Source organism: Thalassotalea castellviae (assembly GCF_031846185.1).
GTDB classification, from domain to species: Bacteria; Pseudomonadota; Gammaproteobacteria; order Enterobacterales; family Alteromonadaceae; genus Thalassotalea_H; species Thalassotalea_H castellviae.
Genome location: NZ_JAVRIF010000001.1, coordinates 548790 through 573765 on the forward strand (window position 1 = coordinate 548790; position 24976 = coordinate 573765).

Genomic DNA, 24976 nt, shown 5'->3' on the forward strand with positions numbered 1-24976 from the left:
TTGGACGAAAAAAAGTTTGTTGAAACATAGATATTCAAAATATATTTTTTCAGTTGATTGAAAAAATTATCCATTGTTTCATTTGTTTGATAGTTCACCACAGTAACTAATCACCATTATCGTTTAATTATTAAGCTATTAATATCAGTAATTAAACGTAACATCAATATAAAATACTAAGTCTTTCGTATAAGGTTAAATTATTAAAATAAAAGTTGTTAACGTAAAAGTTAAGTGATGAGATAAAGTAAAATGATTATTGATGATTAAGTGTTCAGATCAAATAAAAATATCTAAGTGTTTGATATCTTCTTCATCGTCGTCATGAGGTTTGTTTGGATGTAAAATTTCCTGCTTATCTGTGATGACCGATTCAGATGGAATAATATTTTCATCATTAATGTCAGCATTGTCAGAATGCACATGAGTTGTAGATTCTTTGGTACTTTGCTTTGCTTGCCGATTATCTTGTTTTGAGTTGTGTTGTTTTTTTCCTTGAATAAAATACAAGTCATGATTTTCTAAATGATCATGATCTTCTTTTAACTTCTGAGTTTCCGCATCTTTATCTAACGCTTTTACCCTAAGCTTTTCCGGCTTTATCGGGTTTGGTCTTACTTTTGCCAGCACGGTTGTAAAAATATCCACTAAATTCACCTTACCAATTAGTCAGTGATTGTCTCAAATAACCTTTCTACTTTGACTCTGTATCGGCAAGTATAATAAATAACTTACACTTAGACGATAAATTCATAAAACAATCACATTTAACACTTGCCCTAAATTAAAATTACCAGTAATGTAAAAAGCAATTAAAAGTAATGACAAGACGAAGCAAGCTTAATTCGTCAGTCAACGATACAATACAAAGACAACAAACGAGCGTTAAATATTATGAACCTAAACAGCATCCATCATCACCACCATCATACGGATTAGCTGCTCAGGTTTATTCGCTGAGGGGCTATTGACCTTTCAGTGGATTAGTTAGTAAAAATATCAGTTTCTAAACCCCCGAAAGAGTCAAACTCTCTCGGGGGTTTTCGCATTTTATGGCTTTGAAAATTGTATATACACATATAGATTTGAAAGATTAAAAACAGGTTTTCACCAAATTAGCATTAATAAAGGAAGTAGTAACATGACAACTGAACCAAGATTACGTATCGCGATGCAAAAGTCAGGGCGCTTAAGCGATGATACCCAAGCCTTATTGAAAAAATGTGGTTTAAAACTTAACGTATCAGATCGTCGTTTACTTGCTCATGTCACCAATTTACCCATAGATATCATGCGAGTACGTAGTTCAGATATCCCTGGTTTAGTGATGGACGGAGTCTGTGACTTAGGTATTGTCGGTGATAATACGTTAGAAGAAACCGCGTTAGAACGAGAATTAATGGGGCAAAAACACCAATATATTCGCACTTCTGGTTTAAATTTTGGCGGTTGTCGCTTATCAATTGCGATGCCAGAAGGTTTTAATTATCAAGGTATACAAAGTTTAGATGGTTTGCGCTTTGCCACCACCTACCCACAATTATTAAACCGTTTTGCCAAAGCCAATGGCATTAATATTGATTTTTGTTTATTAAAAGGCTCGGTAGAAGTCGCGCCTCGGGTTGGCCTAGCTGACGGCATTTGTGACTTAGTTTCTACCGGCGCAACTCTTGAAGCGAATGGTTTAGTTGAAGTAGAAGAAATCTTTAAATCAAAAGCGTCATTGATCCAAACAGCTACATCGCTTTCACCTGAGAAACAAAATATTCTCGATACTTTATTGCCTCGTATTCAAGGGGTTATGAAAGCAAAAGAAAGTAAATACATTATGCTACACGCGCCAAAAGATAAAATTGCCGAAGTGAGTGCTTTAATGCCAGGCAAAGAAACGCCAACTATTTTACCGCTTGCTGGTCGTGATGATTTAGTTGCAGTGCACGTTGTGGCAACGGAAACATTTTTCTGGGAAACCATGGAAAAACTTAACTCCCTTGGCTGTAACTCAATTTTAGTTATGCCAATAGAAAAAATGATGGGCTAATAGTCACACTATTGATAGTAGTTAGGAACTGGAAATAATGAAAAACGAAATGATCAACTGGCAGGCCTTATCAAAGCAAGAACAGCAAACCGCCCTTGCTCGCCCTGCCATAAGCGAAAGTCGATTACTGTCGCAACAAGTTGAAAATATATTATCGAATGTACGAAACAATGGAGATAAAGCACTTTTTGAATTAACTGAAAAATTTGATGGGGTAAAACTCACTAAATTATCGGTTAGCCAAGCACAAATTGATGCCGCCAAAAAAGCATTATCGACAAAAAGATACCAAGCAATAAAAACGGCTTATCAACAAATTAGACGATTTCACCAAGCGCAAATCGCTGAAGATATCACAGTAGAAACCACGCCCGGTGTACGTTGTACCTTAAAAACAGAGGCCATTGAAAGTGTTGGTTTATATATACCAGCAGGCAGCGCACCATTACCGTCAACGGTATTGATGTTAGGTGTTCCAGCACAACTTGCCCAATGCCCTCGTACGGTTTTAGTTTGCCCACCCGATCAGCAAGGAAACTTAGCTAACGAAGTACTCGTAGCTGCAGATTTATGTGAAATCGATGAAATATATAGCGTTGGTGGCGCGCAAGGTTGTGCTGCGTTAGCGTTTGGCACTGAGACTATTCAGGCGGTTAATAAAATTTTTGGCCCAGGAAATAAATACGTTACCGAAGCAAAAAAACAACTTTCCCAACAAGTAAACGGTTTTGCTATCGATATGCCAGCAGGCCCTTCTGAAGTGTTAGTGATTGCTGATGAAAAAGCAAATGCTGCCTTTGTTGCTGCAGACTTATTGTCACAAGCGGAGCACGGCCCTGATAGCCAAGTAATATTATTATCTGACAGTCCAACGCTTATCGAAGCCGTACAAAGTCAATTACTCGCGCAAGTGGCTATTTTATCTCGTCGCTCGATAGCCGAACAGGCATTAACACAAAGTCGCTTAATTTTAACTGCCGATTTAGCTGAAGCGGTTGAAGTATCTAATCTTTATGGCCCAGAGCATTTAATTATTCAAACTGAAAATGCTCAAGCTTTACTCAGGAAACTGAGAAATGCAGGTTCCATTTTTGTCGGCGCTTATACCCCTGAGTCTGCCGGCGATTATGCTAGTGGCACAAACCACGTATTACCTACCTATGGTTATTCAAAAGTTATCTCAAGTTTATCATTAGCCGATTTCTCTCGACGATATACTGTGCAAGAAATCACAAAAACCGGTTTATCTAATTTAGCCGAGTGCATCACTGAACTTACCGATGCAGAAGGTTTAGATGGTCACAAACGTGCCGTGACTATTCGACTTGAAGAGCAAGGAGTTTAAGATGACTATTGCGAAAAAACTTGCCAGGGAAGAACTTGTTGATATGGTGCCGTATCAATCAGCACGTCGCTTGTATGCCGGTGGCAGTGAGTTCTCGTCTAAAATCTGGCTGAATGCAAATGAAGCGTCGGGGACTGGAAGTTATCAAGTAAGTAGTGACTGTATTAACCGTTATCCTGATTTTCAACCAGACAATTTAATAAACGCTTACAGCGACTACACAGGGCTAAACAACAAAAATATTTTAGCGACTCGCGGCGCAGATGAAGGTATTGAGTTATTAATTAGAACATTTTGTAAAGCTTATCAGGACAGTATATTAATCTGCCCTCCCACCTATGGAATGTATGCTATTAGTGCTGAAAATCATGGCGCTGATATTATTAAAGTGCCTCTTATTGCTGAAACATCGCAACTTGATTTAACCGCATTAAAAGCCCAAGTAGGCAAAGTCAAAGTCGTTTTTTTGTGCTCACCAGGTAATCCAACCGGAAATTTGCTAACCGAAAGCTTAATTAAATCTGCGCTTGATATGTTTGGTGACAGCGCCATCGTAGTTGTTGATGAGGCTTATATTGAATTTAGTCCTGAAAACACAGCTATCAAATGGCTTGAACAGTACCCACAATTAGTGGTGTTAAGAACCCTTTCAAAAGCTTTTGCATTAGCAGGCTTACGTTGTGGTTTTACTTTAGCAAATGCCGATATTATTGAGATGTTACGTAAAGTCATTGCTCCTTACCCTATTGCTGCACCTGTTGCTGAAATTGCCAGTTCGGCGCTAACTTCACAAGGGCTAAAACAAGTCAGTAATCGAGTGCAAGAAACCAACCTTTTACGTGAGCAATTATCAACCTGGTTAAAAGAGCAAGCTTGGTGTCATAAAGTATATCCCAGCGATGCAAATTTTGTGTTATTTAAAACAGTCAATACTGAAACAAAAGCGTTTATTTTTAGCTGCCTTGAGCAACAAGGTATTTTAATTCGCGATCAATCTAAGCAATTACAACTGGCCGACTGTTTACGAATTAGTATCGGCAGTGAACGTGAGTTATCCATTTTAAAGCAAACTATCGCCACGGCGATAAATAACAAATTGAAAGAAGAGAAATAATCATGGCACTGAACGCTAAAAACCAAAATATATTATTTATTGATCGTGACGGTACCTTAATTGAAGAGCCCATCACAGATAAACAAGTCGATAGCCTAGAAAAACTTGTGTTTGAACCTAACGTAGTACCGGTTTTGTTATCATTACAAAAAAAAGGCTTCCGTTTAGTGATGGTTTCTAACCAAGATGGTTTAGGAACAGACAGCTATCCACAAGCCGATTTTGATTTACCTCACAACAAAATGATGGATATATTTACTTCACAAGGCGTGCAATTTGACGAAGTACTACTTTGCCCTCACTTTGATGAAGATAACTGTAGCTGCCGCAAACCTAAATTAGGTTTGGTCAGTGATTATTTACAACAAGGAAAAGTGAATTTTGCCAATTCATTTGTTATTGGCGACCGAGAAACCGACATGCAATTGGCTGCCAATATGGGCATTCAAGGCATCAAATATAATCGCGACTCGCTTAATTGGACTGACATTGCCGAACAATTATTAACTCAATCACGTACCGCTAATATTGTCAGAACCACAAAAGAAACCGACATCAATGTTGCGGTAAATTTAGATAAAGTGGGTCAAGTGAATATCAAAACTGGTTTGGGATTTTTTGACCATATGCTTGAACAAATTGCGACACACGGTGGTTTTTCAATGGAGATCAGTGTTGATGGTGATTATCATATCGACGAACACCACAGTGTAGAAGACACCGCTCTCGCGCTTGGCCAAGCGTTAAAAGAGGCATTAGGCGATAAACGTGGTATTGGTCGTTTTGGTTTTGTTTTACCTATGGATGAATGCCGAGCAGAATGCTCAATTGATTTGTCAGGTCGTCCATGGCTTGAGTTTGATGCAAATTTTACCGATAAAAACGTCGGTCAAATGTCAACGCAAATGGTGTCGCATTTTTTCCGTTCATTGGCTGACTCTATGGCAATAACGCTACATTTATCAACCTCTGAAGGTAATTGTCATCACCAAGTTGAAAGTTTGTTTAAAGTATTTGGTCGCGCTTTGCGTCAAGCAATCACGGTAAGTGGCGACGTTTTACCTAGCTCAAAAGGAACGCTTTAATGGCGAAGACTGCAATAACACAACATAAGATCGTTATTGTTGATACCGGTTGTGCCAACCTATCCTCGGTGAAATTTGCCGTAGCACGTTTAGGTTATCAAGCGACGATCACTGACGATACAACACTGATAAAACAAGCAGATAAAGTGATATTTCCCGGCGTAGGTAGTGCAAAACACGCCATGGACAATATCATTAAAAAACGCTTAGTTGAAACGTTACAGCAATTAACGCAACCTGTTTTAGGCTTTTGCTTAGGCATGCAATTGATGACCAATTCATCGGCAGAAAATAGTAATGGCGAAACCGTAGAGTGCTTAAAGTTAATTCCCACAGAGGTAACGCCACTTAATGCCCAATCATTACGTTTACCTCATATGGGTTGGAATACGTTAACGTCAGTCAGTGATCACCCTGTCTTTGCTGGTATTAATGTCGGTGATTATTTTTACTTTGTTCATAGTTTTGCCGCACCAGTAAGTGAATATACCGTAGCAAGTTGTCAGTATGGCTCAGAGTTTTCCGCGGCTATTGCCAAAGACAATTTTATTGGCTGCCAATTTCATCCTGAACGATCAAGTGAATTAGGCAGTAAAATAATTAAAAATTTTTTAGAGATATAACATTATGATGATCCCTGCAATTGATCTAATAAACGGCGAAGTTGTTCGTTTATTTCAAGGTGATTACGCACAGAAAACCAATTACCAATATACCGTACAAGAACGTCAACAAGCTTATGCAAAATCTGGCGCTACTGTTATGCACTTTGTTGATTTAGATGGTGCGAAAGATAGTACTAAACGTCAACTTGAAACCCTGAAAACCGTGGTAAAACATCCAAGTATGACCATTCAAGTAGGCGGTGGTGTTCGTTGTGAAGACGACGTCAAACAACTACTAGATTTAGGGGCAGATCGAGTCGTTATCGGTAGCTTAGCCATAAAGCAACCTGACTTAGTCAGTGAATGGCTTAAAACGTATGGCAGTGAAAAAATCGTTTTAGCACTTGATATAAAAATTGATGAACAAGGAAATAAAACCTTACCGACTCATGGCTGGATAGAAGACAGTGGTGTTAATTTAGAGGACTTATTAGCGCAATACCAAGACGCAGGAATCAAACATGTGCTTTGTACTGATATCAGTAAAGACGGGACATTAACAGGCACAAATGTCGAGTTATATCATGAAGTTTGTAAAAAATATCCTGACATACAATGGCAAGCTTCTGGTGGTATAGGCAGTTTAGACGATATTAAAGCTTTGATCCCTACAGGAGTTAGCGGCGTAATTTTAGGTCGCTCTTTACTTGAAGGTAAATTTACCCTTGAGGAGGCAATCGCATGTTGGCCAAACGCATAATCCCCTGTCTTGATGTGAGAGACGGAAAAGTAGTGAAAGGTGTGCAATTTCGTAACCATGAAATTATTGGCGATATAGTGCCACTTGCACAAAAATATGCTGAAGCTGGTGCTGATGAATTGGTTTTCTATGATATTACCGCCAGCTCAGACGAACGTGTTGTTGATAAAAGTTGGGTCAGTAGAATTGCAGAAGTGATTGATATTCCTTTTTGTGTTGCCGGGGGGATTAAAACCGAGCAAGATGCTAAAGAAATATTGATGATGGGCGCGGATAAAATATCGATCAACTCACCTGCTCTTCGCGATCCTTCCTTGATATCTCGATTAGCAGATGTTTTTGGACAACAATGTATAGTGGTCGGTATCGATAGCTTTTATGATAAAGCAACGAACGTTTATCAAGTTTATCAATTTACTGGTGATGAACATAAAACACAGCAAACCAAGTGGACCACCTTTGATTGGATCAAAGAAGTTCAACAACGTGGTGCCGGTGAAATTGTGTTAAATTGTATGAATCAAGATGGCGTTCGACAAGGATACGACCTTGAGCAATTAACGAAAGCTCGTAAAGTTTGTAACGTGCCTTTAATCGCTTCAGGTGGTGCGGGTGAAATCCAACATTTTATTGATGTTTTTAAACAAGCTGACGTCGATGGAGCCCTAGCGGCAAGTGTCTTCCATAAAGGTATTATTCCTATGGATACTTTAAAAGAAACTTTAAATCAAAATCAGGTAGAAATTAGACTATGTTAGTAACCCAAGAGAACCTTCAAACATTAGCATGGGAAAAAATGGCCGACCTGATCCCAGCCATAATTCAACATCACAAAACCGGCGCAATCTTAATGCAAGGTTATATGAACCAAGCCTCATTATCACAAACGTTAATCACAGAAAAAGCCACATTTTATAGTCGCTCAAAACAAGCGCTATGGGTGAAAGGTGAAACGTCTGGGCATTTTCTCAACGTAAAGCAAGTATTAACCGATTGCGATAAAGACAGTTTACTCATTGCTTGTGAACCAATTGGGCCAAGTTGTCATTTAGGCACAGAGTCTTGTTTTCCAGAACAGTCACTTAGCCAACAAAACTTTTTAAGTCAACTTGAAGAAGTCATAAAAAGCCGTAAAAACGATGCGCCAGAAGACAGCTATACCGCACATTTATTTTCTCGCGGTACAACAAAAATGGCACAAAAAGTCGGTGAAGAAGGTGTTGAAGTTGCGCTTGCAGCTGTGGCTGAAACCAAAGAAGATCTATTAGGTGAATGCGCTGACTTGTTCTATCACACACTGGTTTTACTGCAAGATCAAAATATCGACATGTCAGAAGTTATGGAAGTCTTACAAAAAAGACATCAAAAATAACCTATCATTTGAGCTTGGCAAAATATCCCAACAAAGGCATCTTCGAGATAAAAGAAGATGCCTTTATTTTTTTGCAAGGCTATACTGCTAGTTACCGCTTGGGATTTAACAAACATTTAATACATTCTTTTTACTCAAATCGACTTTAAGTTATTTTATGTTAATAAAACTTACCTCAAAATTCTGTTTTTTCATTCCCTGCTTTGTGCTGCAAAGTTTAGTTTTTTCTTTTCAAAGTCATGCAGAAAAAGTGACTATTTTTATTCGTGATGATGTTTTTTATGATTATGAGCAGTTTGTCGATGGCAGAGATATTTTATCAATTAAAAATTTTTCAGGTAAAACAATCCGTCGTGATGTGGTAGATATGATCATTGCGCAACAAGCCCTGAAAATAGGCGGCTTTAAACATACTTTTGAATACATTCCAGGAAAATTAAACTTTAGAAATACCAAGTTACTAGAAGAAGGAAAGTTACTAATAAGCTTTGACTCTTATTGGTTATCAGATGCAAAAAAATTGGTCAACGATGTCCATATTTCACTGCCACTAATAAACAAAGGTGAATATATTGCCGGGATCTATACCAACCCCAATAACAAAGCAGTGCTCGAGATAAAGTCACTCGAAGATTTAGCTCAATTTACAGCGGTTTCTACTCCCCGATGGGCTACAGACTGGAAAACCTTACAAGCACTCCCATTAAAAGATTTGATCCATGAAGATGAATGGCTTAGCCAAGCAAGAATGGTAAATTTAGGTTGGATTGATTTTATGCTTATGGCGTTTCATTCCACAAAAGATCAATCTTTTACCATGAATAAAATTCATTTAGTGCCGGTTAAAAATATCGGGATTGAATTAAAGGATAGTAGACATTATGTGATCAGCAAAAAACACCCGCTGGGCGCTGAGGCAATTAAGGCTATTAATATTGGTTTACAAGCACTTAGAAAAGAAAAGCACATTAGCCGCGCATACCAACAAGCGGGATTTTTTGTTGATAAAAATACAATCCATATTCTCAATAAATAGTGCATTGATAAACCCGACATAAAAATTCATGCTCCTTTTCAACCTTTTATTCTCGGCTTCATGCCTTGCTTCAATTTGTCACATTTTCATCAAAAATTATTGAACTTTTATTAACATAATTGTAATATATGCGCCCTAGAATTTATGGAACTAACTAACCGCTAAGGAATAGCAATGTTTAAATATTGGTCCCTAAAAAAATACGGTACAAAATTACTTCCTTATTTAGAAAAAAGGTTTGGCAAGCGCGACTTTTATAGTGCTTCTGAAATCAGAACTATCGTATATCAACAAGACTTTAACCCTAAATATTTACCACTCGGTTATATTTTATTTCTCGATCCTAAAGCGATTGAATCTACTTTTCATAATGAATTTCCACAGTTAAATATTACTGAATACAAACAAGAAATTTTGGGTTATATAAATAAAAAGCACTTTCAAGGTGCTCTTAAAGTATTACAACCCGCTTCTTAGTAATAAATCATTTGCTTTTATCTATACAAAATGAAGAAAACATGATGAAATAATTTTTTATTATTTGATCATGTTTCATTATGTCTACCTCTCACCATTGGCAAGTCAAAACCTTTAAACAGCTCACTTTAGATGAATTATACGATGCATTAAAATTACGTATTGACGTTTTTGTTGTAGAACAAACTTGTTTTTACCCTGATTTAGACAATCTCGATCGACATCCAGAAACTCGTCATATTTTTTTATATAGCGATCAAGGTGAAATGATCGCCTATTCCAGAGTTTTAGCTAAAGGTGTTAGTTATCAAACGCATCCTGCAATAGGACGTGTCATTATTGCCGAACAAGCTAGAGGAAATGGCATTGCACATCAATTGATCGAAAAGTCATTAGATGTATGCGCTGAGTTTTTTCCGAAACAAGGCGTCAAAATATCTGCCCAAGAACACCTAGAGCAATTTTATAATCGCCACGGATTTAATAAGTGCTCAGAAATGTATTTAGAAGACGGTATTGCACATATATCCATGACAAAGACAGCTTAGCTGAAAAGTAAGCTGTCTTTTATTTTCCATTAATGTAGCTACACAAACATAAACAGTCGAATATTTTCAATAGCTAAAACAATAATTGAAATAAAACTCGACAACATCCCTAGAGTACGAAATTTACTTGGCCCAATTGAATGCGTTATGCCAATGCTATGTAACACTCTTCCAATGAAAAATGCACCGCCGATAACATGTAGTAACATTTGCCCACTACCATTAATTTCAGCACATGCCAGTAATAAACAAACGATCGGCGTATATTCGGCAAAATTGCCGTGCACTCTAATCGCTTGTGCCAAAGGCTCATGGCCACCGTCACCAATGCCGGTTTGAAATCGAAAGCGAAGTTTTATAATCCGAACCGCTAGCACGATATAAAGTAAGCCCAATAATGAAAGGTATAACCCTGTTATAGATAAAGTCATTTTAAACTAAGTCCTACAAATGATGTCCATTGAAAAGCAATAGATCCTTTATAGATAATAACGAATTTAACGTGAAGAAAAATAAATAATTGCCGAGAATGACAGAAAAATGCGCTAGTTTAGAATGAGGTATTAACTATTAACTTGAGCAGATGTGAAGTTATTTCTTTATATGTTGATAACTACCATCCCAATGTTCATTCGGTGGTTCACATTTATACGCTTCGATTCTTTTTAAATAAATACTGACAAGTGGGGAAAAATTAAAGTCAGGGTTAATCTGATTAAATGCCTGTTCAGATAGTTCAAACTGTTGATTAAAATAATATTTTTGCGCTAAAGAAAAATATTTAAAATCGTCTGATGTTACCTGTTGTTCATCCTTGAGCACCGTATAAATGAATATCGGTGTACTTTTACCAACGACCTTTACTTTATCAACCAGTAAATAATTAAAGTCTGGGGCTTGTTGCTGAGTAAATTCACTAACCAATAACTCAACTCCATAGAATTTTGTTAACCCCTCTAAACGAGAAGCTAAATTAACCGCATCTCCAATAACCGTGTAACTTCTTCTAAAGTCAGAGCCCATATCACCGACATTCATCTCTCCGGTATTGATACCAATTCCAATACTCACACTTGGTTTGCCTTGTTGAATAAACTCCTCATTTAACTTGGTTAAGTTCGATAACATTTCAAGTCCAGCATGAATGCTTTTCTGGCTATGGAGTTCATCAGTGATAGGGGCTCCCCAAAATGCCATGATCATATCGCCAACATATTTATCAATAGTGCCGTCTTTTCGCAATATTTCATTGGTTAGCGGAGAGAAAACACTATTTAGCCAATCCTTAAGTTCATTCGCTGGCATAGATTCAGAGATCGAAGTAAAGTTTCTAATATCGCAAAACATCACCGATAATGTTTTCCTTTCTCCTTCAAGATTAATGGCCGTTGAGTCGGACAACAATTTATCAATATGCGCACCAGGAACATATTGAGCAAACATAGATTTAATCACTTTTCGTCGATTTGATTCGCTAAAAAAGCCATAACCAATGAAATAAGTTGCAAATATCAAGGTTTGTAATAGTAAAACTACGATTGGTAAATCTATCCTGTAAATTCGCCAAAGGGATAAATTTACCGTAATAACACTAATTATAATCAGCACGGTGAAAACAACGCTGAACAAGGCATCTTTATGAGGAAATACCAGCAAACACAGTAAACTAATGATCATTAATTGAATAAATATTGCCCCTTTCCACCAATCAGGCCGATACGGTATGTTGTTTGGGGACATTAGTGCATCGAATACTGTTGCATGAATTTCCACTCCTGGATAATTCACACTCACGGGCGTAGTTTGTAAATCAGCTAAGCCAATGGCTGAAGTACCAACAAAAACTACCGCTTGTTCAAAACGGTTATCCGTTATTTTTCCTTGAATTAAATCGGCAGCAGAAGTGTAGGTATAGTGATTTTTTTGACCACGATAAGGGATCAATATCTGTGCAGAGTCATCAGTAGGTATAGTGACATTTCCTATGGTTACCCCTTCAAAGTAGGCATTGTTTGATTGCTCCCATTCGATGTTTATCTGATCAACTAAGCTATAAACGCGAAAGGCTTCTAACGCTAGAGAAGGAAATAAATGTTGCTCATATTCAATAACTAAGGGAGTACGCCTTACAACACCATCAAAATCAGTTATGGCATTCATAAAGCCCTGACCTGCAGCTACTTTTGAAAAACGGGTGATAGGATTTGTATAACCAGTGAATGTCACAAAGTTTTCTTGTAGCGTGTTGCTATTCTCTGATGAACTAGTGCTTTTAACTAAATGACTTCTTTTAGCCATATTATCGGCATCAATACTCTTTTGCGAAATACTCTGATCAGCAAACCTGTTTTGTGAAGCATCATTCATTACCCGGCTTTTTTTTACAAAGCCACCTACTTTAATTTTGTTGTGATAATGAAATAAATTGGCAAGTACTATGTCATTGTTTGCCATTGATAAAGCAAAAGCGCCATCATAATCAAAATAATCATTGAGAAGCATTTGCTCATTCTGACTTAGTTGCGGTAAAACACGAGTAATATCTTTTACAGGGCTATCTTGTGATTCAGAAAATAGAATATCGTAAACAATAACAACGGCGCCTTGCTCAGTAAGAGTTTGGGTTAATTTAGCAAATTTTTCGCGTGACCAAGGCATACGACCAAAGTGTGCAATACTTTCTTCGTCAATATCAACAATTTGAATATTGGTTAAATTTGTAGTTTGTGGGGCCAGTAATTTAATTTTTAAATCATAAACCAGACCATCAAGTCGATTAACAACCTGAGCAATAATAGCAGGGCTAAAAAACTGCAAACTAACCGTTAAGCAAAAAATAAGCGCTGCTACAGCTAAGAAATGATGTTTAGTTAACGTTGAATAAAGTTTTATCTGCGGCACCTTCTAGCTTGTTTCAATTGACATTTAATACCACAGTTGCAGAGCTTACCCCGCCATTTTGATCATGACATAAATATACAAAGCTATCTTGGCCGGTAAAATTATTTTCAGGTGTGTAAGTAAAACTGCCATCACTTTTTAGTACGACAGAGCCATGACTGGGCTGTTGTTTTATCTCTGCAATAAATTTAGGTAATTCGCCATTATTATCGAATGTTAATTCAAAAACTTCACCCGTATTTGCACTAAGCCAAACTTGGCTACCGTTATGACTTAATTCAATACCGCTCACTTGTGCCACTCCTTGTGGCAAATTAATATTACGGAGAAAATCGCCTGTCGTACTATATTCAGCAATAACATTTTCGATGCTGCTGATCACATATAAATTTCCGGTAAGGGGATCAGATGAAATATCACCAAAATGAACACTGAACGAATGCTCCGTATTACTCAATTCAAAAGTATTTATCACAACACCTGTTTGAGCATTAATTTCAGCAATGGTATTACTACCAGACGCTGGTACCCTATCTTGTAACAAAAATAAACTGTTCGTTTTAGTATTGTAGGTACCACCAACCACATGACTGTTGCCAAAGGCTGTTGTTAGTTGAGCTAACTCAACACCACTGACCGGATCTAAGGCGTATATTTCAGCAACATCAGTTTCACCATTGATAACTAAAATAGCCCCTTGAGGGATAAGAGTATTGGCTATCATTAAACTTTCAGCAGCCACCTCAAGATCAAAATCATCTGCGGGCTCTCCGGGAATAGTTAATGCGCGTAATTGCGTGCCACTTCGATCATAAACATAAATACCTGCCCCTTGTGACGGATATAAATACGTTAACTGACGATATTCGTCATATCCCAAGCCGACTAATGCGCCCATTGTAGGATTAAATTGACTATAAACCTTAAGCTGATCCCCCACGACAGCTACATCATCATCTAGGTCATTCAGTAGCACACCCGGTTGAGCAATAGTTAAAGGTGTATTTATCGTTAATTGGTATTGATCATCAAACGCTAAAGGTAATTGATTCGCACCTGTGCCTAACGATGAATTAGGAATATCAAATGTCAGTTGGTTAAGTGACGCCACTAATTCGCTTCCTGCATTTAATCCTGTTTGGCCAATCGTGCATGCTTGTCCAGGTGGCAAATTTTGACAAGTTTCATCATTATTAATGGTTGCGCCAAAATTGATGGATTCGCTAAAAACAGGCTCAGGAAATTGACCAACAATGACTCCTCCACTTTCAGGAAATAGACTTAATTGGAAAATAGCGTCACCAACATCAGTAAATGATAAAATATTACTACCAGCGGAAATAGAGTGCGCTAAAACAGGTGATACTCCGACCCCACCATATGTCATGGTAAATGCATACTGGCCTTGTGTTCCACCAGTATTATTCTCTACATAGTCACCGATAACAGTACATATAGTATCGATATACTGTACACAATTTCCCAAAGAATAACGTCCTGTTCCAATACTACTGCCTTGTGGTAATTCTTCCCCTAATCCCGAATATCTTAATTGACTATTAATTGTTATTGAGTGACCAGATATAGGAGCTTTCAATGCCGCAACGTCTATTGAAACGTTTGCTTGTGCACTACCTCCCGTATTGTTTGCTATTTGATAAGTAAAATTATCACGTCCTAAAAAGTTAGCATTCGGTGAATATTCAAATGCGCCTGAAGTTTGTAGGGTAACTTGGCCGTTTTGAGGTGCTTGCACAAGATTAACATCGACAGTAATTGTTTGATCCAGAGGATCATAATCATTTAATAATAATCCTTGATTCGCTTCAATCAGAAGTGTGGTATTTTCTATTGCATCATATCTATCAACAACAGCGACTGGAGGTTCTACAGGAGGATCAACCGGAGGCTCAACCGGCGTATTATTTGGAACCACCTGTTGTTCTTCACTAAAAGCACTTTCCCCCGAGCCGTCAATGCCTGTCACTAAAACATAATAAGTAACATCTTCTGATAAGTTACTAAACTCAATCGGGCCTTGAACAACTGCTAACCGTGCTTGCCCTTCGGCTAAATCATTAAAGTTACTTAGATTAACGCCGCTGGTTGCAGCAAGATAAACATTATATCGATTCAAGTTTTCATTTTTTGTCCAATCGACCCGTATAGTACTACCGTCAGAGCTGCGACTAATATCAAGCCCTGAAATAATTTTAGGTTGCCAATTGATCTCGATAGTTGCGACTTTCGTACTTTGCCCATTGGCATTAAATATCCATAAACTGACTTCCTGTAAACCTGTATTTGCACCATAGTTTCGAGGGTTAATACCACTAACAGTATCGCTTAGTTTCGTTTGACAATCACTCTCGCCTTGGCACAGTGCAAAACCCGATGTGTTGTTGCCAAAGCGTAATTGAACCTCTGTAATAGTTTCTGTGGAAGTTACCGAATAAGTGATTAATAAATTGCCTTGAACAACTTCACCAGGTAATGGGTTTGTAAAACTCCCTTTATTGATGATATTACTCGCCTTTTCTCGTAATGTTCCTACTTGCTGGTTGTTTGAGTCGTTGTCACTAGCACCGCCACACGCATTTAACATCAAAGCGAGCAGTAAAATAGTTGCTATACGAAACATAATAAAATCCTCTTTCACCAGCTTACTCATGACTATTTAAAAGAAAACTGCCACCGGCATTAACCTCAGGGTTAAGTAACTCCGCCAAAGTAAAGCTCCCTAAGACCCCGTGCCCTTGATTAATTAAATAACCATTAATTTCACCACTCGCTAATGCATTATTATGAGATGCAAAGTTGATACTTAAATCTAATTCACCTTGTTCTATAATACCGTCCATCGCTGCAAACCATTCACCACCATTATCATTGAATGAAATTTGACCATTTGACACTCGAGCCGTATCAAAATTAATATTCATTGAAATCGCAAGATCACTAATTTCGCCACTACTGCTAACAACAGAGGATTGTTCTAACTCAGAGAAGAGTATTTCACCACTGCGACTTATTTCAGGCTCTAATCCTAAAGTTGAAACTTGAAGTTCATTGCCAAAAAAAGTTTGTGCGCCTTTATTTTCTAATGCGGATGCATAATAAATCTCATCCCCAATGAACAAACTATCCGATGTAGGTAAAATATCATCTGTCCTTACGGTCATTACTGTATTTTCGGCTAAATCATGACTATGACCTTCTGAAAATACAGCAGGGACGGTTAATAAAAACTCAACACTGCCGTCTACTCGGACAATAGCAAATTTATGAGGCAATTCTGGACCCAAGGAAAATTGTTGATTTTCGGTGCCCGCAAGCACATCGATATCAATGATGCCTTCCCAGGTAGCTAAATATAAATCACCGTCAAGCAACTCAGCTTCATAATGTGTTCCTCGAACCCCAATACTCGCCACAGGTGTCTGCATGGTGTAATTACCAGAAGCCTTGTTTAAAGATCCTGTGATTGTTCGTAAACCTCCTTTAATCAATGACATAGAAACATTGCCATGATGAGTTTCTTGATTAAATTCATATTGGTTAATCGCTAATTGACTTTGTTGTTGAATAGATAATAAACCACCGTCAATCATTCTAAGTTGCGTCGCACTATTTATCGCTGTTTTAACTAAATCTTCAGTAAAAATCGGCGATCGTCTGGATAATTCACGGATATTTTGATTCATTTCAGCATTCACCGATCCTTTGGCCATAATAGTTTTACCCGCATTTTCGCTTGCCTGTAAAACAGGTAAAAAGAATACATAAGTAGTAAATACAACGAGTAGCTTATTCATAGTTAACTCCAACACTAAAAGTCATATTGCCCACCTATCCAAAATTTATAGCGGCTAAATTCATATAACGAAAGATTACTATTATTGTTTAAATAACTAAGTTTAGAGAACAAACGCCATTGGGTATTATATTGATACCCCAACTCTAATTCGGCGCGAAAAAAGCTATCATCGCGGACAATATTAAACACTTTGTCTGGGGCATTATATTCTCCCGTTAAATAATCAATAGAAGCTTTATAATGCCATAATGGTGTTAGCGTTTGCTTCAGACTGTACCCTACCCCCCAAAAATCTCTACTTGAAAAGTCATTGACTGATTGCTTGGCATTTTCTTTTCCAAATCGAGCGGTAAAACGATGAGTGCCATTATAAAATGGTTGTTCTAGCCAAGCTTCAATTAACGATTGCTGTTTGTTAAGAAGGGTTTCTTGATTATAATCTTCAAAAGCGTGTGAGTAATCGACGCCTAATCGACTGTCTTGCCATATTATCTGGTTAACACCAATTTTTCCGCCATAATAATTCAGAAAGTCTTCGCTATCTAACCATAGTGGTCGATAAAAAAGACTCGCATTTATCTCATAATTTTTTATTCGAGTTTGATAGCCAGCAAACAAACTTGCAAAGCTTTTAGAAAAGGCTGATTGCTCGGAAAATTCAACATGTAATATTGAGGCAGATGCATACCATTTAGCTAGTTGATCTATCGGTTTTACATACAATGTTTGTCCTTGAATATTATAAAATGAACTGCTTATTTCTCTACTATTCTCAAATAAACGTATTTGGCCTAGCAATGGCAATGTAATAAATTCATCTGAACTACCATTATTTGCATTACTGTCTGTACCAAATCCTGCTCTTAACCAATGACGCCAATGGCCATTTGATTCACCTGTGCGTTTTTCTATTGCCGCAAGATATTGATTCACAATGGTTAATAATTTTGCAGTGAGTTGCTGTTTAGAGAGTAGAGAAAACTCTGTTTTTGCACCTTGAAAGTTTTTCAGATCGTAATAACTAATTGCCAAGCCTAATCTAGCATCAATTGAGTTGGGTTTTACAAACAACACCCGCTCAAACGCGTAAACGGCTTGATTAAACTCCCCCACCGCTCGAGCCGCCAATGCGAAGGCTAAATCAAATTGAGGATCACCTTCATGTTCACTCGCAGCCTCGGTGGCTAGCTGAAATGCTTGAGCTGATTGTTGAGATTTTAATAACGAAAGTATTTTTTCAGGCGAGGTCGCATTTGCCATCACAAAGTTGCTATCAAGCGATAACAATAAAAATAGAACCAGCCAAGATCTGTTATTTTTATAATAAAGTTTATTCATTTGCTTAAGTTACTTGCGTATCTAATAAATGATTTTTATTAAAAAAAGAATAGTCACTACAATGCTATTAAGCAAATTAACATACTGGTAACATATTTATGAGGGAATTTTAAATGACCAAATCAGGAGAAATTATGAGTAAACTCCCCCGTTAACCCTAGTTATTCATACTTTATTTTATTGGGTTAAGATAGAGAAACATTCTCATCCTGCAGTTCAAAATTTTGACAATCGTTAACTTTGCTATGATCAGCATCTTATAAGTTCAATCGTCAAATTTCATCGATAAAAAAAGCTTGCCAAAGCAAGCTTTTTTCAAATTGATAGGCATAGTTTTACCGCAACTATCGCGTGGGATATATTGTTGTTAGCCTAATTTTTTCGCTAATAAAGCACTTACTTCATCAACAGGCTGAGTGCCATCAATAGTCAAATATGAGCAAGCACCTGATGAAGCTTCAGCTTGATAATAATCTACTAAAGGTTTTGTTTGTTCGTGATAAATACCTAAACGTTTACGAACGGTTGCTTCTTCATCATCTGGACGGATAGATAATTCTTCACCCGTTTCATCATCCTTACCTTCTTCTTTCGGCGGATTATAAACCACATGATATACACGACCAGAGCCTGCATGAACTCGACGACCTGCCATACGCTCAACGATAACTTCATCCGGTACGTCAAATTCAATAACACTATCGACAGCAACACCATTTTCTTTCATGGCATCCGCTTGTGGGATAGTACGAGGAAAGCCGTCTAATAAAAATCCTGCTTTACAGTCATCTTCTGCAATACGTTCTTTTACAAGACCGATTATTAATTCGTCAGAAACTAATTGACCTGAATCCATCACGGCTTTCGCCTTTTGACCAAGTTCTGTACCTGCTTTAATGGCCGCACGAAGCATGTCGCCAGTTGAAATTTGTGGAATGCCAAATTTAGCCATTAAAAATTGTGCTTGAGTACCTTTACCAGCGCCTGGAGCACCTAACAAAATTATTCGCATAGAATGTTACCCTATATGTTTAATATACTTATTTGGCTGTAAAACTAACGTTAAGAAGAAAATACTCAGGTAGTTTTACCTAATAATTTAACAGCCAAATCAGTATGCTTTATTCTTTTTAAAAGTTGCCACACTATACATATTCACTTGTTGTCTAACAAGTAGCATTTCATGGTATACAACAAAAAAGGGGCAAAAAAGCCCCTTTTATCTACTAAAGTCTAATCAAACATTTGTTTGATTTTTACTTTTAATCCTTTAACTAAAAAATGAATAGTTTTACGCTTGATTATTTCGTTAAACTTAACATTAATTTATTTAAGCGAGAAACAAAGCTAGCGGGATCTTTTAAACTACCTCTTTCTGCTAACATTGCCTGCTCAAATAATACTTCAGTCCATTGCTTGAATTTGTCATCGTCAGTTTCATCAGCAACGTGCTTAACCAATTCGTGTTCAGCATTAATTTCAAAAATCGGCAAGGTTTCCGGAACTTCCTGACCTACCGATTGCATTAATTTAATCATTTGACTACTCATATCATGCTCATCAGCAACAATACAAGCAGGCGAGTCGGTTAAACGTTGCGACAATTTAACGTCTTTCACTTTACCTTCTAATGATGTTTTAATGCGCGAAACAACGGAATCAAACTCTTGTTCAAGTTTTTCTTGTGCTTCTTTTGCAGCTTCATCTTCCATGTCACCAAGATCTAAGCCACCACGAGTCACTGATTGTAATTGCTTACCGTCTACTTCTGTTAAGTGGCTAACTAACCATTCATCAATGCGATCAGACATTAATAACACTTCAATGCCTTTCTTACGGAAAACTTCTAGATGCGGACTGTTTTTAGCCGCTTCAAAGCTGTCTGCAACCACATAATAAATCTTGTCTTGGCCTTCTTTCATACGCTCAATATATTCAGGAATTGAAACATTTTGAACGGCTGTATCTGTCTCTGTTGAAGCAAAACGTAAAAGCTTAGCAACTTGTTCTTTGTTTGCGTGATCTTCAGCTGGACCTTCTTTTAGGACTTGACCGAATTCATTCCAAAAGATTTGATATTGCTCTTTATCTTTATTGCCTAATCTCTCAAGCATTTTAAGTACGCGCTTTGTACAGCCTTTACGGATAGCTTGAGTAATTTTATTATCTTGTAAAATTTCACGAGAAACGTTTAATGGTAAATCATTTGAGTCTAATAACCCTTTAACAAAACGTAAGTAAGTTGGCATAAACTGTTCAGCGTCGTCCATAATAAATACACGTTGAACGAATAACTTTAAGCCGTGCTGTTTTTCACGGTTATGCATATCAAATGGCGCTTTACTTGGAATATAAAGCAAAGATGTATATTCAGTTTTCCCTTCTACTTTATTGTGCTCCCATAAAAGTGGGTCACCAAAGTCATGAGAAACATGCTTGTAGAATTCTTTGTATTCATCATCAGATACTTCTGATTTTTCACGTGTCCATAATGCAGTTGCTTTGTTAACCGCTTCCCAAGTAGCAGGGATCGCATCTCGCGCTTCAACGGCAGGTGTAGTTACATTACCTTCTTCATCTTTAACTTCTTCTACCGCTTCAACCGCAGGAACTTCCGGCGTTAACATTTCAACTTTTACTGAAATGTGATCTGAGTATTTAGTCACAATAGACTTTAAACGCCAATCATCAGCAAACTCTGACTCTTCTTCTTTCAAGTGAAGAATAATGTCGGTACCACGGTTTGCTTTTTCTATTTTAGCGGTAGTAAATTCACCTTCACCAGCACTTGTCCACTCAACACCTTCACTTGCAGCCACGCCAGCAGCACGAGAACGAACGGTGACATGATCAGCAACAATAAATGCCGAGTAAAAACCAACACCAAATTGACCAATCAATTGAGAATCAGACGCTTGGTCGCCAGAAAGTTGTGAGAAAAACTCAGCAGTACCAGATTTAGCTATCGTCCCTAAGTGCTCAATGATTTGCTCTTGGGTCATCCCAATACCGTTATCTGAAATGGTAATGGTATTATTTTCTTTATCGCAACTGACACGAACACGTAAATCACCATCTCCTTCATATAAATCTGCTTGAGATAGCGCTTTAAAACGAAGTTTATCAGCAGCATCGGCAGCATTTGACACTAATTCTCTTAAGAAAATCTCTTTATTTGAATATAATGAGTGGATCATCAATTGAAGCAATTGCTTCACTTCAGTTTGAAAACCATGCACTTCTTTTTGGTCTGTGTCTGACATATGTAAAACTTCCTACATTAACTATTTTAAACGATTGGTTAGCGCGAATAAGTTATTAAACGCGTTGATAGTTAACATGTGGGGTTTAGGAAAGTTATTTCAAGGAAAAATTATAGGTATTTAGCTAGTTTCTTAAAATTAATGTGGATACAAAGCTTTATGTGACTGTCTAATTTTCTCGACGATATAGGCAGGGGTTTCTTTACTTAACGCCATACAGATGGGCGCTTGGTTCATTTCATCAAAAGTATAGACTTTTTCAACTGTGTCTTCAGGTAAACCAAGTTCTTTTATTAATTGAAAAATAGCCATTTCTGCTTCAACAATCAAGTCCACTCTATTTTTAAGAAGCATCAATATATTCGAGTCATTAGTTGCGGTTAGCTGAAGGTTTACCCCTTCTTTCATTCCTTTACTTATAAAAAATTCATGAGGAAAAGTGCCTCTGGTTAAATTAATAGTGTAATTTGCCAGATCATTAGCCGCGTCTATTTTTATATCTTTTCGTTTGGCTAGTTTATATACAGAATGAACCGGTCTTTTAGCAATTGGACATATCCAATGTAATAAATCTTCTCGTAATGGCGTGCGAAAAATAGAGTAAATTAACGTATTTTTATGGGTTCTGGCATAAGAAAAAGCCCGTTGCCAAGGATAAAGGTTAATTTCATAGTCGATATTAGCATGATCTAAAATCGCTTTGACTAAATCGGTAGAGGTACCAACAATCTCTTGATTTTTATCAAAATAATTAAATGGAAACCAAGTTTCTGTCACAACAGATATAGTATAATCATCAACTTGATTTTCGTGAGTTTCTTCATGTCCAAAACTAGATTGAACAAAAAGCATTAAAGTTAAGACAGCATAACGCCAAAACAGTTGTTGAACAGTTTGGTTTTTTATCTGCTTATTGATTTTCGTTGTTTTTTGCAAAGGATACCTTTTATACTTATTTTGTTTTACTCAAGTTTGTGATGCTCATTATTGTGTTAATTCAGTAAGAAAAATTGACTATTTAACTGAGACGTCACACCTTGGCTTGATAACTGTTTTAAAGCTTGTTGAAACTGATACACTTTACTTTGTTTGCTTAATATATATTCGCGATTGTCGAGTGATTTTACTCGCTTAGCATCAAAATCATCATTATAACGTTCATCAGCAAAGCTAGATTTTCTTGAAAAACCTAAATGAAGAGCCTCATAACTTTCGTTCAAAGGATACACTTTAATATTTTCATAAGGGTGAAGTGCTAAATAGTAATGAATAGCATCTTCGTTATAAAAATAAAAATCTACTTGTTTTTTACTAATTAATTCTACAACTTGTGCAATCGATAAATCGTAACCTGAGCGCATAAATACGCCATATTTTTCACCATCAATCGGTTTAGCGCCATGTGCAATGAGTAAGGTTTTTCCTTTCATTTCAGCTAACGATTGCACAGACTTAGTATCAAGATGTGAAATCACAGCAGATCGGCTTTTCAAGCCGCTGTCAATAAAATGCAGATACGTTTCCCTTTCATCGGAAAACCCTAACCCTGGATAAAAATCGACTTCACCTGTTTTAAGCATATGTAAAATACGTTTTTTAGGCGCTCGAATGACTTTAAGTTGACAGCCAATATTTGCTAATGCTTTGCTATATAAAGCATAGTAAAGTCCTTGATGATTCGGCGCTTCGGCAATAAAAGGTAAACGCTCTGAGGTTCGGTACCCCATCAACATTTCACACGCTTGGCTCGATGTAGTTAATAAAAAGATTAGTAAAAAACAGTATTTTAAACGCATACACAACATTTATGTACAATCTCATCTTTAAATCATAGAATAATTTGCCGTAAAGACAAAGCTTAACACTGAAGTAAATTCACATTATCAAAGGTCAACGTAGTGAAATTAACGGGCAAATAACTTACCTTGCTAGCCAACATATGCAAGTTAAAGATAATCACTTAAAAATGATAATTTTTCCGTCCAGACAGCGCATGTGAAAGTGTATTTCCATCAACATATTCTAGCTCACCACCTACAGGTACACCGTGGGCTATACGTGATATATTCACTTGGTATTTTTTGGTCAATTCAGCAATATAATGTGCAGTAGCCTCACCTTCTACCGTTGGATTTGTCGCTAGAATAACTTCTTTAAATTGGTTTTTCGCAAGCTGAGATTCCAAAATATCAAGCCCTAAATCATCGGGGCCTATCCCATCTAACGGAGATAAGTGCCCCATTAAAATAAAATATAACCCTTGAAATTCGCCTGTTTGTTCTATCGCAATAACATCAGCCGGCGTTTCCACTATACAAAGTTGTTCGCTGATTTTTCTTTTGGGGCTTAAACAAATATCGCAAAAGTCAGCTTCGGTAAACGTTCTACATTGTTGACAATGGCCAATGTTATCCATAGCTAAAGCTAAAGACTCCGCAAGTTTTTTACCACCAATACGATTTCTTTCCAATAAATGAAACGCCATTCGTTGTGCAGACTTTGCACCAACGCCAGGTAAACATTTAAAGGAATGGATAAGCTCTTGTACCAAAGGACTAAATTTCATAAACATCAACAACGTTTGATAGAAAAGTCGATAGTCTAACTGAGTTTGACGATAATATTAATCATTTTACTTGGTGTAATCGATCTTTATTGAGCCAACCACTTTTTCGAAACGAGTATGTTATCTTCAACAAGTATTTTACCTTCAAACGTATCACCTTGATTAACAACACCAACGCCTTTAGGCGTGCCTGTCATCACTATATCGCCATCCTGTAAAGTCATAAACGTCTGAATTTCAGATAAAATTTCATTCGGTTTAATCATCATAAGTTCAACACCACCTTGTTGAATTATATGGTTATTGATTTTAAGTTGTACGCGCAAAGTTGGTGCTATTGTGTCGATGGCAATAAATTCACTAAAAACCACCGAACCATCAAAGGCTTTAGCTCGTTCCCAGGGTAGTTTGCTAGCTTTTAGCTGGCTCTGCAAAGCTCTTTTTGTTAGATCTAACCCCACGCCAACCGCCGAAAATCGACCTTGTTGATAGAGAAAACAAATTTCTGCTTCATAATGTAAGCATTCTTGATGAAAGGCTTTTAAAGTGGTTGAAATCGCTGAATTAGGCTTTAAAAAAACAACCATTTCATCAGGTACCTCATTGCCCAGTTCAGTAATGTGTTCAACATAATTGCGTCCCACACATACCACTTTGCTTGGTATGATAGATTTATTCTCAAGTAAAATACTGTTCATGTTTCCTCTT

Annotated in this window: 23 protein-coding genes; 11 read left to right on the forward strand and 12 right to left on the reverse strand. The window is 37.2% G+C overall.

What is annotated here, in order from left to right; genetic code table 11:
* Positions 1 to 279 precede the first annotated feature (279 nt).
* Positions 280 to 648, reverse strand: coding sequence for a hypothetical protein (locus RM573_RS02480; RefSeq protein ID WP_311576715.1), 369 nt, complete (start codon positions 646 to 648; stop codon positions 280 to 282).
* A 493-nt stretch (positions 649 to 1141) separates the two neighbouring features.
* On the opposite strand from RM573_RS02480, the gene hisG reads away from it, so the two are divergent.
* From hisG to RM573_RS02535, 11 genes are all read left to right on the forward strand, one after another.
* The gene (hisG, locus tag RM573_RS02485) at positions 1142 to 2041 is read left to right on the forward strand and encodes an ATP phosphoribosyltransferase (protein WP_311576718.1); all 900 of its coding nucleotides are present in this window, start codon (positions 1142 to 1144) and stop codon (positions 2039 to 2041) included.
* A 37-nt stretch (positions 2042 to 2078) separates the two neighbouring features.
* Positions 2079 to 3386: a histidinol dehydrogenase gene (hisD, locus tag RM573_RS02490; protein ID WP_311576721.1), complete on the forward strand. Its 1308-nt coding sequence runs from the start codon at positions 2079 to 2081 to the stop codon at positions 3384 to 3386.
* Between the two features lies 1 nt (position 3387).
* Positions 3388 to 4500, forward strand: a complete 1113-nt coding sequence (gene hisC / locus RM573_RS02495) for a histidinol-phosphate transaminase (protein WP_311576725.1) — start codon at positions 3388 to 3390, stop codon at positions 4498 to 4500.
* A 2-nt stretch (positions 4501 to 4502) separates the two neighbouring features.
* Entirely contained in the window at positions 4503 to 5585 is a 1083-nt protein-coding gene (gene hisB, locus RM573_RS02500; RefSeq protein WP_311576728.1) for a bifunctional histidinol-phosphatase/imidazoleglycerol-phosphate dehydratase HisB, read from the forward strand.
* The gene (gene hisH / locus RM573_RS02505; RefSeq protein ID WP_311576732.1) at positions 5585 to 6208 is read left to right on the forward strand and encodes an imidazole glycerol phosphate synthase subunit HisH; all 624 of its coding nucleotides are present in this window, start codon (positions 5585 to 5587) and stop codon (positions 6206 to 6208) included. The genes hisB and hisH overlap by 1 nt, the downstream gene beginning before the upstream one ends.
* Before the next feature lie 4 nt (positions 6209 to 6212).
* On the forward strand, positions 6213 to 6950 hold the full coding sequence (gene hisA, locus RM573_RS02510; RefSeq protein WP_311576734.1) for a 1-(5-phosphoribosyl)-5-[(5-phosphoribosylamino)methylideneamino]imidazole-4-carboxamide isomerase: 738 nt from the start codon (positions 6213 to 6215) through the stop codon (positions 6948 to 6950).
* Positions 6932 to 7708 carry an imidazole glycerol phosphate synthase subunit HisF gene (hisF, locus tag RM573_RS02515; protein WP_311576737.1) on the forward strand — a complete coding sequence of 259 codons (777 nt, stop codon included), beginning with the start codon at positions 6932 to 6934 and terminating at the stop codon, positions 7706 to 7708. The genes hisA and hisF overlap by 19 nt, the downstream gene beginning before the upstream one ends.
* Entirely contained in the window at positions 7702 to 8322 is a 621-nt protein-coding gene (gene hisIE / locus RM573_RS02520; RefSeq protein WP_311576740.1) for a bifunctional phosphoribosyl-AMP cyclohydrolase/phosphoribosyl-ATP diphosphatase HisIE, read from the forward strand. Before hisF ends, hisIE begins: the two co-directional genes overlap by 7 nt.
* A gap of 157 nt (positions 8323 to 8479) precedes the next feature.
* On the forward strand, positions 8480 to 9358 hold the full coding sequence (locus RM573_RS02525; RefSeq protein WP_311576742.1) for a hypothetical protein: 879 nt from the start codon (positions 8480 to 8482) through the stop codon (positions 9356 to 9358).
* A gap of 174 nt (positions 9359 to 9532) precedes the next feature.
* Positions 9533 to 9835 carry a DUF6559 family protein gene (locus RM573_RS02530; RefSeq protein ID WP_311576744.1) on the forward strand — a complete coding sequence of 101 codons (303 nt, stop codon included), beginning with the start codon at positions 9533 to 9535 and terminating at the stop codon, positions 9833 to 9835.
* An 80-nt stretch (positions 9836 to 9915) separates the two neighbouring features.
* On the forward strand, positions 9916 to 10383 hold the full coding sequence (locus tag RM573_RS02535; RefSeq protein WP_311576746.1) for a GNAT family N-acetyltransferase: 468 nt from the start codon (positions 9916 to 9918) through the stop codon (positions 10381 to 10383).
* A gap of 38 nt (positions 10384 to 10421) precedes the next feature.
* On the opposite strand, the gene RM573_RS02540 is transcribed toward RM573_RS02535, so the two are convergent.
* From RM573_RS02540 to RM573_RS02590, 11 genes are all read right to left on the reverse strand, one after another.
* Positions 10422 to 10814 (reverse strand): MAPEG family protein, encoded by a 393-nt coding sequence (locus RM573_RS02540; RefSeq protein WP_311576749.1) that lies wholly within the window; start codon positions 10812 to 10814, stop codon positions 10422 to 10424.
* Positions 10815 to 10974: 160 nt separating this feature from the next.
* Positions 10975 to 13284, reverse strand: coding sequence for a CHASE2 domain-containing protein (locus RM573_RS02545; RefSeq protein WP_311576754.1), 2310 nt, complete (start codon positions 13282 to 13284; stop codon positions 10975 to 10977).
* A gap of 13 nt (positions 13285 to 13297) precedes the next feature.
* A complete protein-coding gene (locus tag RM573_RS02550; RefSeq protein ID WP_311576757.1) occupies positions 13298 to 15925 on the reverse strand; it encodes a cadherin-like domain-containing protein in 2628 nt (875 codons plus the stop codon).
* 22 nt (positions 15926 to 15947) lie between these two features.
* Positions 15948 to 17099, reverse strand: a complete 1152-nt coding sequence (locus RM573_RS02555) for a FecR family protein (RefSeq protein ID WP_311576759.1) — start codon at positions 17097 to 17099, stop codon at positions 15948 to 15950.
* A gap of 14 nt (positions 17100 to 17113) precedes the next feature.
* Entirely contained in the window at positions 17114 to 18439 is a 1326-nt protein-coding gene (locus tag RM573_RS02560) for a tetratricopeptide repeat protein (RefSeq protein ID WP_311576762.1), read from the reverse strand.
* A 367-nt stretch (positions 18440 to 18806) separates the two neighbouring features.
* A complete protein-coding gene (gene adk, locus RM573_RS02565) occupies positions 18807 to 19451 on the reverse strand; it encodes an adenylate kinase (protein ID WP_311576765.1) in 645 nt (214 codons plus the stop codon).
* Positions 19452 to 19740: 289 nt separating this feature from the next.
* Positions 19741 to 21702: a molecular chaperone HtpG gene (htpG, locus tag RM573_RS02570; RefSeq protein ID WP_311576768.1), complete on the reverse strand. Its 1962-nt coding sequence runs from the start codon at positions 21700 to 21702 to the stop codon at positions 19741 to 19743.
* Positions 21703 to 21840: 138 nt separating this feature from the next.
* Positions 21841 to 22638 (reverse strand): substrate-binding periplasmic protein, encoded by a 798-nt coding sequence (locus RM573_RS02575; RefSeq protein WP_311576771.1) that lies wholly within the window; start codon positions 22636 to 22638, stop codon positions 21841 to 21843.
* Positions 22639 to 22694: 56 nt separating this feature from the next.
* Complete coding sequence (locus tag RM573_RS02580; protein WP_311576774.1) at positions 22695 to 23498, reverse strand: substrate-binding periplasmic protein; 804 nt, start codon at positions 23496 to 23498, stop codon at positions 22695 to 22697.
* A gap of 164 nt (positions 23499 to 23662) precedes the next feature.
* The gene (gene recR, locus RM573_RS02585; RefSeq protein WP_311576777.1) at positions 23663 to 24268 is read right to left on the reverse strand and encodes a recombination mediator RecR; all 606 of its coding nucleotides are present in this window, start codon (positions 24266 to 24268) and stop codon (positions 23663 to 23665) included.
* Positions 24269 to 24354: 86 nt separating this feature from the next.
* On the reverse strand, positions 24355 to 24966 hold the full coding sequence (locus tag RM573_RS02590) for a fumarylacetoacetate hydrolase family protein (RefSeq protein ID WP_311576780.1): 612 nt from the start codon (positions 24964 to 24966) through the stop codon (positions 24355 to 24357).
* Between the last annotated feature and the right edge of the window lie 10 nt (positions 24967 to 24976).